The 12,988-nt window shown below is 46.6% G+C and carries 9 protein-coding genes; 5 read left to right on the top strand and 4 right to left on the bottom strand.

Annotated elements, in window-relative coordinates; translation table 11 throughout:
- Nucleotides 1–355 precede the first annotated feature (355 nt).
- The 5 genes from JIG40_RS10120 (at nt 356) to JIG40_RS10100 (ending at nt 6,803) form a co-directional block, all read left to right on the top strand.
- A complete protein-coding gene (locus tag JIG40_RS10120; RefSeq protein ID WP_199465298.1) occupies nt 356–1,492 on the top strand; it encodes a DNA cytosine methyltransferase in 1,137 nt (378 codons plus the stop codon).
- The gene (locus JIG40_RS10115) at nt 1,467–2,528 is read left to right on the top strand and encodes a DNA cytosine methyltransferase (RefSeq protein ID WP_199465297.1); all 1,062 of its coding nucleotides are present in this window, start codon (nt 1,467–1,469) and stop codon (nt 2,526–2,528) included. The genes JIG40_RS10120 and JIG40_RS10115 overlap by 26 nt, the downstream gene beginning before the upstream one ends.
- Nucleotides 2,525–4,405, top strand: a complete 1,881-nt coding sequence (locus tag JIG40_RS10110; protein ID WP_199465296.1) for an AAA family ATPase — start codon at nt 2,525–2,527, stop codon at nt 4,403–4,405. Before JIG40_RS10115 ends, JIG40_RS10110 begins: the two co-directional genes overlap by 4 nt.
- A gap of 3 nt (nt 4,406–4,408) precedes the next feature.
- Entirely contained in the window at nt 4,409–6,001 is a 1,593-nt protein-coding gene (locus JIG40_RS10105; protein ID WP_199465295.1) for a DUF2357 domain-containing protein, read from the top strand.
- Nucleotides 6,002–6,314: 313 nt separating this feature from the next.
- Nucleotides 6,315–6,803, top strand: coding sequence for a TIGR00645 family protein (locus tag JIG40_RS10100; protein ID WP_038130135.1), 489 nt, complete (start codon nt 6,315–6,317; stop codon nt 6,801–6,803).
- A 40-nt stretch (nt 6,804–6,843) separates the two neighbouring features.
- On the opposite strand, the gene JIG40_RS10095 is transcribed toward JIG40_RS10100, so the two are convergent.
- The 4 genes from JIG40_RS10095 to JIG40_RS10080 all read right to left on the bottom strand — a co-directional run bounded on the left by JIG40_RS10095 (nt 6,844) and on the right by JIG40_RS10080 (nt 12,858).
- Nucleotides 6,844–9,006: a TonB-dependent siderophore receptor gene (locus tag JIG40_RS10095; RefSeq protein ID WP_199465294.1), complete on the bottom strand. Its 2,163-nt coding sequence runs from the start codon at nt 9,004–9,006 to the stop codon at nt 6,844–6,846.
- Between the two features lie 176 nt (nt 9,007–9,182).
- Nucleotides 9,183–11,156, bottom strand: a complete 1,974-nt coding sequence (fhuB, locus tag JIG40_RS10090) for a Fe(3+)-hydroxamate ABC transporter permease FhuB (RefSeq protein ID WP_199465293.1) — start codon at nt 11,154–11,156, stop codon at nt 9,183–9,185.
- Entirely contained in the window at nt 11,153–12,082 is a 930-nt protein-coding gene (locus JIG40_RS10085) for an iron-siderophore ABC transporter substrate-binding protein (protein WP_199465292.1), read from the bottom strand. Before JIG40_RS10085 ends, fhuB begins: the two co-directional genes overlap by 4 nt.
- Nucleotides 12,073–12,858, bottom strand: coding sequence for an ABC transporter ATP-binding protein (locus tag JIG40_RS10080; RefSeq protein WP_154183748.1), 786 nt, complete (start codon nt 12,856–12,858; stop codon nt 12,073–12,075). The genes JIG40_RS10085 and JIG40_RS10080 overlap by 10 nt, the downstream gene beginning before the upstream one ends.
- Nucleotides 12,859–12,988 lie beyond the last annotated feature (130 nt).

Raw genomic sequence — 12,988 nt, 5'->3', positions numbered from 1 at the left:
GCAACAGAATGGCCGGCAACAGTGACTTGTTTCACTGCTTCGATTTTGAATTGTTCGGGGTAACGTTTATGGCTCATGGACACCTCTTTTTTAGCTAGTTTATCTAACTAAAAGACGTCTAGGAAATCAGTGGCGATTCACTTATCTTAAGAAGCAACTGCCTCATAGAAAAGTCAGAGGATTTATTGTAAATTAACACCTTCTGAAGGATGTAATTGCGGCACGATACACTAGTTAAATCTAACCTATTGAAAGCAAATAACATTAAATTCTTACGCAAAGTTGAAAAGGATTGATTAAAAGTCAATCCTTTTTGTTTATAATGATACTGTATATAACAACAGCGGTTTAACTAATGATTCAGGTACTTGACCTTTTTTCTGGCTGTGGCGGGCTCTCATACGGCTTCCACAAACTAAAAGATACTTATAAAGTAATTGGTGCTATAGACTTTGATGAACATGCTAATTCTTCCTATGAAACTAACTTTGGTATAACACCAAAGCAGCTAGATATTGGCAAGTTATCACCTGAAGTATTGAAGAATACTTTTAATATCCAGCCTAACATGCCACTAGTGTTTGTTGGAGGCCCACCATGCCAAGGTTTTTCTTCGCACAAAAAAAAGGATAAGAGGCTAGATGATAGAAATAGTCTCGTCGCAAGATATGTCGAGTTAGCGATTCAATGCAATGCTGACGCAATAGTAATTGAAAACGTACCAGATTTATTTGCCAAAAAGCATTGGCCTCATTACAAGGCGGCAAAAGAACTTTTAGACTCTAACGGATACAACACAGTATCAACGATCGTCAACATGGCTGAGTATGGCGTACCTCAAGAGCGCTTCAGAGCCGTTGTCATTGCTAGTAAAAATAAGCAGTTTTCACTTCCACCGATTGAATGTACTAGAGAACAATTCAAAACCGTCCGAGATGTTCTTGAACCATTACCCAAACTGGCAGCTGGTGAGAAGAGCAAAGATGACCCAATGCATATAACTTCAAGTCACAGAAAAAGTACAATTGATATTTTCAAACAAGTTCCTACCGATGGCGGCTCAAGACCTAGAGGGGTTGGCCCAAAGTGTCTTGATAAAGTAAACGGTTTCTCTGATGTTTATGGTCGATTGTTTTGGGATAAACCTTCTGTAACAATAACAGCAAGATGCAGGACCCCTTCATGCGGACGTTTTTTACATCCAGAACAAGATAGAGGGTTAACCGTTAGAGAAGCAGCTCTATTACAGAGCTTCCCAAATGACTTCTATTTTGAAGGACCTTTTGATGACAAATACAAACAAATTGGGAATGCCGTGCCTCCTAAGTTTTCTGAGTCCTTAGCCAAACACATGGCCCTTTGTTTTAAAAGCGAAACAACCAATGGGATGGTTCGAACTATAGATAACCCAATAGGTAACTCTTTTAGCACTTTTATCTCATTTATAAAGCAAGGTAGAACAATCGATGAGTTCATCTTTCAATGTAGTTGATTTATTCTGTGGCGCTGGAGGCTTGTCTCTCGGCTTTAAAAAGGCAGGGTTTAATGTTCTCTTTGCCGCAGACAATGATACAAAAGCAATTAAGACATATAATCACAACTTAGGCGATCACGCTGAAGTAGTTGATATTTATAGGTTAAGCGGCAGTGACATACTGAAAAAAATTGGTAAAAATAAGACCGTTGATATTGTAATCGGTGGGCCTCCATGCCAAGGCTTTAGCATCCAAAGAAGAGGGAGTGACACCGATGATAGAAATTATTTGGTTTTAGAATACGCAAGGCTAGTAAACCAATTGAATCCCTATGTTTTTGTCATGGAAAATGTATCTGGCTTACTCTCCAAAAGAGGCGAAGAAGTTCTTAAAAGTTTAAAAGAAACCTTAGGAGCAACATTTGAGTTCTACACAAAAAAACTTGATGCAAGCAAGTTTGGTGTTCCTCAAGCAAGAAAGCGTGTATTCCTAATTGGGGTAAACAAACACAAAGTAGACAAAGCCTTTGAATTCCCAGAGCCAATTCCTGAGTTTGAGCTGAGACCTGTAACAGTAAGGGACTCAATTGCTGATTTACAGCATGTTGATGAAGAACATGCCTATAATCACAAAGCTGACAAACTATCAGCAATTAACTTAGAGAGAATCAGAAGCATTACAGCTGGACAAGGTCGAGACTCATTACCTGAGCATTTACAGCTAGCATGCCATAAAAACAATGCATCACATAGGCATCTAGATACCTATGGTAGAATGCCTTGGGATAGCGTTGCTCCAACGATTACAGCAAGATTTGACTCCTTTTCACGAGGTAGATTTGGGCATCCAGAAGAAGATAGAACTGTAACTCTGAGAGAAGGCGCTAGATTGCAAACTTTTCCTGACGATTTTCAGTTTTTTGGCACAAAAGTGGAAGTTGCCAGACAAATAGGAAACGCAGTACCTCCGAAGCTTTCTAATTGTATTGCAGAACACATAAAGTGTTTTCTAAACGAAAACATAAAAGTTCAAAATAAGGAGGTTGCCGCATGACTTGGCCAATGTCAGATAGAGACACTACAGAGTTCCCTGAGTTTGACATACAGATAAACTCAGATTTAAGGTCTCATTTACAAGATATTTTAAATATTCCATCTGGAACTTTATCAACAGATTATGATGAAATTCGAAAGCATTCATATAGCGGAAAAGCTGATTCAAGAATAAGAACTTATCGGAAACTATATGAAAGGCTAGGACTCGTATTTATTCGAGATCACAAGATTGAACATTCCAAACTTAGCAATGATATTGGAAACCTAGAAAATTCTATAAAATCTTTCGCTGAGAGCAAACTAAAAGAAGCTTCCTCTTCAGTAGTAAAGATACTTTCTAGGTACCAGTATAATAATCCTATTGACTCAAAGAAAAAGAGTATGAGTGTTCCTAATGTGCATCCTTACTTTCTACTTTGGAAAGCAATGCGGTCTCTAGGAAACAAAATACACTTCGAAGAAGTGAACCGTGTTCTAATTAAAGTCGAATCGGATGATGAAATCGATGAAGCGATAGACAAAATAAGAACTGCTCGAGAAGTACTCCAAGATGATTACACAAATACTAAAACTCTAGATTCAGAGTTGGGTTCTTCTATTATTACAGATCAAACATCGGCAAGGATAGCACCTTTATTTTCTATTGCGGGATGGGGCGGACTCTTAATTGAAAGGACGCAAGATTCTAATGGTTTTAGAAACCTTTGCTCACACGCTATAAATGCTATAGATCATGTCTTACTAAATCCACCATCTTTTTATAATACTGATAACGAAGATGACTGGATCTCTTACTATTTCGCAGACTTAACAATGGACGAAGAGGGATATAAGGACTACGAAAATTTCAAAGTAGATCTAGATGCTGCTGATCTTGATGATATTTGCTCTAGAATAAAATCGCTTGGTGGTCACTACGAGAAATCTACGGTTGAAGAATTTCACTTAGGATTAACTTTCCATCCTGATAAACACTTTGTTCTTATTAAAGGGCCTTCTGGTACAGGAAAAACTTTATTAGTTAGAGCATACTCTAGAGCTGTATCAAAAATTGACAGTTTAAAAGATAAACATCCCTTACTATTTATATGTCCGGTAAGACCAAACTGGACAGATCCTAGCCAAGTAATGGGGTACTTTGATGTAATGTCTAACCAATATATAGTACCTCCTGTTTTAAATGCTATTTTAACTGCTTATGAGAACCCACGATGTCCTGTCTTTGTGTGCCTTGATGAGCTGAACTTGGCTCGTGTGGAGCATTACTTCTCAGATATATTGTCAGCTATGGAGTCTAGAGAAGAATTTGAATTACACTCGAGAGGAGAAGGAGTAATTTCTCCAGAAGGAAAAGTTATCCCAGAAAAAATAATTCTACCTTCTAATCTATATCTAATTGGAACAATTAATGTTGATGAGTCAACTACTCCAATTAGTGATAAAGTACTTGATCGAGCAGTAGTTATTGATCTACAGGCTAATAATACAGAAGAATTTCTTATATTTTTAGCTCAAAAAATTTCTAGCCTAAAAGACACAATTAATGAATTGAAAATTTTCGTTTGTACTTTGACAGATATACTAAATAAGGGTAATAACCGATTAACTAACAGGGTCATAGAAGAAACTATGCTCTATATGGATAAAGTAAAGTCCAAAAAAGGTGTTGACTATAATTCACAATTAGACCGGGTAATAAAAAGTAGGATCATTGAAAAACTTAAGGGAGATGAAAGTTCTCGAGAAATGCTTGAAGAACTAAGCTCATTTTTTGAGAATAATTCACTTTCTATCCAGCTTCCTTTATGTAAGGATTTTATTGGATATCTACAAAATCAATTAGATGATTTTGGAGCATATAAGGCATTTCGATAGCCTATGATTAAATACATAGATTTAATTGATTCCAATTCAAAAGACATTATAAGAATTTGGCCAAACAAGCCGGATGATATTCAGCCAGAGCTGTATGAAAATAAAACTTATCAAGTAGAAGTTGGTTATACCAGAGAGACAAAAGTAACGTCTTTACATATTGATGACTCTGAGATGCTGGCCCTACGACCAAGGTCGCCTAATACCGACTTATGGCAATGGGAAACTGGCTTTATAGCTGGTTCAATTGACTTTGATTTGTATGAAAACAACAAGTTATTATTCAATAAAAATCTAGTTTTATCCCCATCTAGAAATAAGCTAACACATTCCGAATTTGAAATTATGCTCTCTCAGATTCTTCAAGAATCATCAGAACTGTTTTCTCTTGGAGAGTCTAGAGTCAGTGTAGAAGAAGGAATTGATTACTCAACACCATTAACAAAGCTTGAACACCTCAGATCAAACTTCAATGCTATTTACCATTGTATTAGTAGTATTACGGATAATCCCGTATCCTATCTCAGGAATAAAGTCGAGTATCAAGATCCAAGTAAACTTTCAGGAGTTGTTGATCCAACGAAGATTACTGAGGCACATAGCATCCATGGCTCAATGAGGTTTAGAAAAACATTTATACCAACCAAGCTACCAGTAACCGTTAGCCATAGTGAGCTGGACATTTATGAACATAGATGTATTAAACATTGCTTAAATGTATGGTCAGTTTGGCTTTTATTTATAGGAAGAAAAATAAAAAGAAGATCTGAAAGGTCAAAAGACAATAAGACACTCTTAAAGTGGGCACAGAGGGCTTTCAAGTTAAGCGCTTCAATTGAAGAGTTATTAAGAAAAGATTTTTTTAACAATGTAAGCGATTTGGGTAGTTTACTTATACAACCAACTAATATTTTTACATCCATTCCGCAATACAGAAAATTTTTTGATCTCCAGAGAAAGGTAAATATGGGCATAGGTAAGTCTTTCGGAGACTTTCTGAACATGCCATTGGCAAAGACTCATAAGTTATATGAAATCTGGTGCTATTATCGATTAATTAGTGCTTGTAAAATCCTAGGGTATGCACCTACATCATATTCAATCAGAAAAAACTCTACACCTTTAGCCAAGACGAATGTCATCGTCGAGGTTGGCTTTGATACTTTTTCACTTCATTTTCAAAAAAGCTATGATGAATACTGGAAAGCTAGCGATGACATCGGTTCTTATTCAAGGACAATGATCCCGGATATTTCCTTACGGTGTTCAGACTCAAATAAATCAATAGTAGTTCTAGATGCAAAGTATCGGGTGGAAAAAGCTCTAAATGACGCTATAGCCTCCTCACATATGTATAGAGATGCTATTGTGAGTGACAATGGCGGATCTATAGAGCGCAAAGTAGTTGGCGCATACTTGATTTCACCTTCGGTTAACTCAGCTCCATCTAGTAATTGGGAAAAGGAGTCATCTCCAAAAATCTTCTTTAACCCAGCATACGTTAATAAGTTTAAGTTCGGAGTTATATCACTAAACCCTCGAGCAAAAATTGACGAACTAGCGAACGTAATGAAGAATATTATCCCAACCTCATAGAAGTGGTGACATAGGTGGTGGCATGCATTTGAAAAAAGACAAAAAATAAAATATAAGCCACTGTTATTTAAAGAACTAACATTGAAAACCACCATTCAGATCCAGAACATCGAATAGTCGCCGTAGCACACATGCCAAGCCCTGCTTTTGCAGGGCTTTTTGTTTTCTGCTTGCTGCGATTTCGCTCCTCAGGCAATGGAAAAATTTTACCGTTTGCCGATAGTCAAACCCGCGGCAATCAGAGTAATATCGCGCCATTACGGTGGGCACTGTGCGCACCGCTGTCTAATAACAACAAATCGGCTTCTTCATGATGGAAAATTTAGTGGAAAAACTTTTGTATTCAGCGCGTTGGATTATGGCGCCTATTTATCTTGGCCTCAGTTTGGTTCTGCTGGCGCTGGGTATTAAATTCTTTCAGGAGGTGTTTCACCTGCTGCCTATCATCTTCTCAATTAAAGAAGTGGATCTGATTCTCGTCACTCTCTCGCTGATTGATATTTCGTTGGTTGGCGGCCTGATCGTGATGGTGATGTTCTCCGGGTACGAAAACTTCGTTTCGAAGCTTGATGTGGATGAGAACGACGACAAGCTGGGCTGGCTGGGTAAACTCGACACCAGCTCACTGAAGAACAAAGTGTCAGCGTCGATTGTGGCGATTTCGTCGATTCATCTGCTGAAGGTGTTCATGAATACCGAGCACATCGACAGTGAAAAAATTCAGTGGTACCTGCTGCTGCACGTGACGTTTGTGTTGTCGGCCTTCGCCATGGGCTATCTGGACAAGATCACCAAGAAGTAATGATAAAAAAACCAGCCGAAGCTGGTTTTTTTGTGGGTCATCAGAAATCGTAGCTGGCTGACAGAACAAACGTGCGTGGCGCGCCCTGCACCAGGTAGTTGCTGCCCGGGTAGCCACCTGCTGAAGCCCAGTAGCTCTTGTCGGTCACGTTGTCGACACGTGCACGCAGCGTCAGTGCATTATCACCCAGCTTCATGCCGTAACGCGCGCCCAGGTCGAAACGAGTCCACGATGGCAGTTCCAGTGAGTTGTCCGCACTGGCGTACTGAGAGCCGGTGTACAACGTACGACCTTCCAGAGTCAGGCCTTCAACAAACGGGGTTGCCCACTCAATGTTGACGTTGGCCTGCACTTTCGGCACACCGATCGCCTGTTTACCTTCTGTAGTTGCATCTGCGTTTTTGACTATTTCCGCATCAATCAGCGTCACACCGCCCAACACTTTCACGCTCTCAATCGGTTCACCAAACGCAGACAGTTCGATACCGCGGTTACGCTGCTCGCCATTGTCGGTATAGTAATTGTTGCTGTCGTACATGTAACTTGGCTTACTGATTTGGAACAGGCTCACCACGGCACCGTAGCTGCCATTGTCGTATTTCGCGCCCACTTCATACTGTTCAGAGCGGTTTGGTTTCAACACCTCTCCAGTCGGGTTACTGCTATCTGCTGGTGCTGTTTCACCGGGCAATAATGCTTCAGAGTAATTAGCATACAGGGAGATATCCAGCGTTGGCTGATAAACGACACCCACCGACGGAGTCAGTGCAGTTTTGCTATAGTCACCCGTCTTTTCGCCAGTACTATAATCAAAACTCCTGGTTTCCAGACGCTGCAGGCGCGCGCCCAGCATCACTTTCACCTGATCATCAAATAGCGACAAGGTGTCTGCCAGCGCAGCACTGCTGTAAGTCACGCGTTCGGTTTCTTTTGGATCGCTGAGCGAACCGCCGTAGTACAGACCGGCAAACTGATCGAGTGAGTCATAGTCGTACAGTGAGCCAACATCGGTGCTGGATGACATCACGTAGGCGTTTTTCGAACGAGACTGATAGACCGAACCCGACACCACCACAGTGTGACCCACACTGCCGGTTGAGAATTCATGACGTACACCGGTATCCCCTGACATGACGGTGTCTTCACGCACGTTCTCAAACAAGTAAGCCGTCAGGTTGCCATCGGCATCCGCCGTTGGGTTAGCCAGCAGGTTGTGTTCTTTACCGCGGCGCATGCCGCCAGCAATCCAACCGGTCGTCTGGCTGGAGAAATCGTATTCGCCACGCACAACACCAAACAGTTGTTTTTCGTCAGTGTAAGTCCAATCCTGCGCGTAGTTGGCCTCTGAACTTGGTAACGAAGGAATTGCGCTGCCCGGCGTCACACTTGGGCGCGGCGCATCAATGTGATGATCCTGATAGCCAAGATCGGCGGACATACGGAAATTTTCACCTTGGTGGTCAAAGCCTAAGCTCAGCACCCCCAATTGGGTTTCCTGATCGTCCACAGCGTCATCACCGTTACGCGCCACTACGTTCACACGCACGCCATTTTCCTGGTTATCACCAAAACGGCGAGCCACATCCATCGCGCCATATGCCTGGCCACCGGATTGCGTACCCAGCGTAACGCGGGTCAGCGGTTCACTACCCGCCCGTTTTGGAACCAGGTTAATGGAACCACCGATCGCACTGCCGCCCGGCGCTGCACCGTTGACGAACGAGTTCGCACCGCGGAACACTTCCACGCGCTCCAGCATCTCTGCCGCCACATACTGACGAGGCAGAATACCGTACACACCGTTCAGCGTCATGTCGTCGGAATAGACCGGAAAGCCGCGAATCATGTACAGCTCCTGGAAGTTACCGTAACCCACAGCCTGACGCACCGTCGGGTCATTTTTCAGCACATCGCCGACACTTTTGGCCTGCTGATCTTCGATCAGCTTCGAGGTGTAGTTGCTTGATGAAAAAGGAGTATCCATGAAATCTTGGTTGCCGAGAATACCGGCGCGGCCTGAGCGTGCAACCTGACCACCCTGATAGTCGCCACCTAAGTCGACCTGAGAACCAACGATGGTGATGACCTCTTTCGCTTCACTGCTTTGTGTGGCGGTTTCTTCCGCGCCAACATAACCAGTTTGTCCAAGCGCGAGCGCGGCAACCACACCAAGCCCGACTGGAGAAAGACGGAACGATTTCATAAATACCCCTGCTTTAATTTATAAACTAATCATTAAAATTTTTACGAATGATATTGCCAATGAGAACGATTTGCAATGCCATAAAAATAATCAATGTGGGGAAAAGTGAGATAACTATCAGGAAGACAGAAGGAATCGCGCCGCCATTCCTTCTGTTTGCGTAAAGGGAAACGAGATCAGCGCTTCGCCAGACGATTAACAATCAGCAGCGCGAGGAAATACAGTGCGCCGAGAATCGCGACCAGCGTGCCGGCGGCAATCTGATTCGGAAACAGCAATACCTGCCCAAGCCAGTCTGACCACAGCATGGTCGTCGCGCCAATCAGGCTGCCGAGCAGCAACTGCGCTTTGACCTGCTGCGCACCAAGCATGCGCGCCAAATGCGGCGCGATCAGGCCGACAAAGGCCACCGGGCCCATGGTCGCCGTCACCACGGCGCACAGCATGGCCACCAACACCAGCAAGCCGAGCGACATCCAGGCGCTATTGAGGCCGCGTGCCGTCGCAAACGAACGGCTGATGGAAATCAGCGTCAGCGCGCGGCTGCTCATCAGGCTCAGGACAAACAGCGCCAGCACCAGACCAGACAGCAGTGTCGCTTGTTCGGCGGTCACTCGGTAAGTCGACCCTGCCAGCCATTGCAGAATTTTGTAGCTGTCCTGATTGCCTTTCGCCAGACAGAACTGCACAAACGCCTGCAGCAGCGCTGTCATCGCGATCCCGGTCAGAATCACACTTGATGGCGCGAACTGATGTTTTCGCCCGAGTAAGATCAGCACCAACAGCACCGCCAGACTGCCTGCCAGCGCCGTCCCCCACTGGGTCGACAGCAGCGACTGACCAAGAAACAAGCTGGAGAACACCAGTGCAAAGGTCGCTCCGGACGACACGCCGAGAATATCCGGGCTGGCTAACGGGTTGTAAATCAGACGCTGCAAAATGGTCCCCGCCAGCGCGAGGCCAATGCCAGTGCACAGCGCTGTCAGCGCACGCGGCCAGCGCAGCGACCACTGATAATCACTCGGCAACGCCAACCAGGTATCCGCACTGTCTGGCTGATAACAGAAATAGAGCGCCACTCCGACCACCAAGAGCGCGGCGACGGTGACGCTCAGCCCACGGCTGACGCGCTGACGCGAACCCGGCAGCGCCACAGCAATACCATCCTGCGCTTTCAGCTGACGACGACTGAACCAAATCAGCGCAGGCGCGCCAATGGCGGCCGCGGTCACACCACTCGGCACCACCTGACCAAACCATAAGGTCAGCCACTGTGCCAGCATATCCGTCAGTAGCATTAACAACGCACCAAACACGACACTTGCCACCAGCTCCATACGCGGTGTGCGCGCGCCAAGCGCACGCACAATATTGGGGGTCAGCAGGCCGATAAAACCAATCAGGCCGACAACCGTGATCGATGCGGACACCAACCAGATGCCGATGATCATCAGCAGGAAAAACGCCGGAATAACCGACAATCCACGCGCCTGCGCGCCCTGATGACCCAAGCGCAACAGCGTCAATACGCGGGGCGCCAACAGCAACAGCAGCACCAGTGGCGATAAGCGCGGCACCAGCCACTCAATCATCTCCCAGCCATTCTGCGCCAGATCGCCTGCGCCCCACATGAACACGTTCTGCGCGTAATCCTGATGCAGCAATATGATCGCGCCGGCAATCGCGCCAAGCAGAATGTTGATCACCATACCGGAGATCACCATCGGTAAACCTGTCATGTTGTCCAGCCCGGCGATCAGCAGAATCAGACCGAATGCCAGCAGCGCGCCAGTCATCGCCGCCAGCGCACTGTAATCGGCAATGGCATCCGGCCACCAGATGCTGACAATGATCAGTGCCAGCCAGGCACCGGACGACGTCCCCATCGTCAGCGGAGAAGTCAGCGAGTTCTGCGTCAGTTGCTGCATCAGGCTGCCGACCAGCCCGAGCATGGCGCCGACAATCAGCGTCATCACCAGCCTTGGCAGTTGCGCGTAAGCAAAGTTGAAATCATCAAACGATTCAGCCAGTTGCGGACTCCCGATCAGGCTCCACTGCTGACTGAGCACCAAAGGCTGATTGAACTGCAGGCTCGCCAGTGCGGCGGCGGCCAATAACATCACCACCGCGAGCAGATGTTTGGCGCTCATGACGCGGGGGCCATTTCAAGCAGGCTGGCGGTGATGGCTTCCGCAGTATACAGCAGTGACATCGCGCCACCGTAGCTCCAGACCGACTCGACCGAGTTGACATGTTGCTGGCGCACAAACGGCATCGCTTTCCACAGCACCGAGGCTTTCAGTTTTTTCTCTTCATTGAACGGTTCGATGTAGAGCACATAACCATCACGCACGTTACGTAAATCAGCGATCGGCTTTTGCACGATGCCCCACTGCTGCGGCGCTTCCACCAGCGCCGGAGTCAGGCCGAGTTTTTCCACCACGTAGAACGCCATCGAATCTTGGGTGTAGATAAAGGTCGATTTAGTGTCGGCAAAACGCATCACCAGAGTGCGCGGCAGCGGCGAGCCAAAATGCGCATTGAGCTCGGCTTTCAGTTCGGCAAAACGCTGGTCCATCATGGCCAGTTTTTGCTCGGCGAGCGCTTGCTGACCAAACACCTGCGCCAGTTGTTTAAATTGGGTGATCGCCACTTCGGCTTGCGCGTCATTGGCGCTGAAATTGGTGTAGAGCAACACTGGCGCGATTTGCTCCAGACGCGGTTTGAGATCGCGCTGTGAACCGGTGATCAGAATAATGTCGGGTTTCAATGCCGCGATTTTTTCCAGATTGGGCTCACCGCGCGTGCCGACATTTTCCGCCGAAGCCGGAATAGCCGGCTTCACCACCCAGTCACGGTACGAATCGGCATCGGTGACCGCAATCGGCGTCACACCCAGTTCAATTACCTGCTCGAGCAGGCTCCAGTCCAGTACCGCCGCACGCTGAGGCACGGCATTCAGCGTCTGCTGGCCGAGCGAATCGCTCACCTCAATGGCTGCCAGAGCGGAAGATACGCCGCAGACCAACAGGCCAAACAGCAGCAGAGTTTGCTTCACAGTCGATTTCAGGCACATACAATCGCGACCTTATTGGTAGTGGCCTCGCTCACCGCATGTGGGTGATCGATCAGCGTAATCGGAGTTTGGTACAAATCGGAAAGTCGTTGCTCATCAGCCAGCGTTGTAGCGGGGCCGTCAAAGGCAATCCGCCCTTGCTTGAGCGCAACAATATGGGTCGCGTAGCGCAGAGCCAGATTGAGATCGTGCAGAATCACAATAATGCCGCAGCCCTGCTTCTGATTCAGTTCTGCCAGCAGCGCCATCAGTTGGTACTGATGCTGCACATCCAATGCCGAGGTCGGTTCATCCAGGATCAGTACCGGCGATTCTTGCGCGAGCAGCATCGCGACCCAGGCCCGCTGGCGTTCACCGCCCGACAGCTCATCAACGAACGTATCGGCAAACGCGCTGACGCCGGTTTTGTCCATCGCCGCTCCGATAATATCGGCATCCTGCTGACGCCAGAAGCCGAGTGCGCCGCGCCAGGGAAAACGGCCAAGACGCACCAGTTCCCGTACCGTCAGTCCCGCACTGGCAGGCAGTTTTTGCGGCAGGAATGCGACGGCTTTGGCGAGCGATTTGCTGCTCAGTGACGTCAGCGGCGCGTCATTCAGCAATACCGACCCGGTATCCGGTGCCTGTTGACCGGACAGCAAACTGACCAGCGTTGATTTGCCGGAGCCATTGTGGCCCAGCACCACCGTCAGTTCGTTGGTGGGGATGTTCAACTGCTCAATCGCCAGAATGCGGCGACCTCCGCGGACCATCTCCACGCCAGATAGGGTGAACATTCGCTTACCTCCCGCCTCTCAGATCACCCAAAGGTTATTGAGAACCGTTTTAATTATCATTACTATACCAATTCCGCCATTTTACTGATTATTCTGTCGATGAAAAGTCAGTAACCACATTCAAATTGCA

The sequence above is a fragment of the Vibrio sp. bablab_jr001 genome (assembly GCF_016464285.1).
Taxonomy (GTDB): Bacteria; Pseudomonadota; Gammaproteobacteria; order Enterobacterales; family Vibrionaceae; genus Vibrio; species Vibrio fluvialis.
Note: the sequence above shows the minus strand (reverse complement) of the source record. Positions and strands in the feature narration are given on the sequence as shown.

What these genes read in the sequence shown, in the direction of transcription:
- JIG40_RS10115 (WP_199465297.1), top strand. Translation starts at nt 1,467, where the DNA reads ATGAGTTCATCTTTCAATGTAGTTGATTTATTCTGTGGCGCTGGAGGC.
- fhuB (WP_199465293.1), bottom strand. Translation starts at nt 11,156, where the DNA reads ATGAGCGCCAAACATCTGCTCGCGGTGGTGATGTTATTGGCCGCCGCC.
- JIG40_RS10085 (WP_199465292.1), bottom strand. Translation starts at nt 12,082, where the DNA reads ATGTGCCTGAAATCGACTGTGAAGCAAACTCTGCTGCTGTTTGGCCTG.
- JIG40_RS10110 (WP_199465296.1), top strand. Translation starts at nt 2,525, where the DNA reads ATGACTTGGCCAATGTCAGATAGAGACACTACAGAGTTCCCTGAGTTT.
- JIG40_RS10095 (WP_199465294.1), bottom strand. Translation starts at nt 9,006, where the DNA reads ATGAAATCGTTCCGTCTTTCTCCAGTCGGGCTTGGTGTGGTTGCCGCG.
- JIG40_RS10105 (WP_199465295.1), top strand. Translation starts at nt 4,409, where the DNA reads ATGATTAAATACATAGATTTAATTGATTCCAATTCAAAAGACATTATA.
- JIG40_RS10100 (WP_038130135.1), top strand. Translation starts at nt 6,315, where the DNA reads ATGGAAAATTTAGTGGAAAAACTTTTGTATTCAGCGCGTTGGATTATG.
- JIG40_RS10120 (WP_199465298.1), top strand. Translation starts at nt 356, where the DNA reads ATGATTCAGGTACTTGACCTTTTTTCTGGCTGTGGCGGGCTCTCATAC.
- JIG40_RS10080 (WP_154183748.1), bottom strand. Translation starts at nt 12,858, where the DNA reads ATGTTCACCCTATCTGGCGTGGAGATGGTCCGCGGAGGTCGCCGCATT.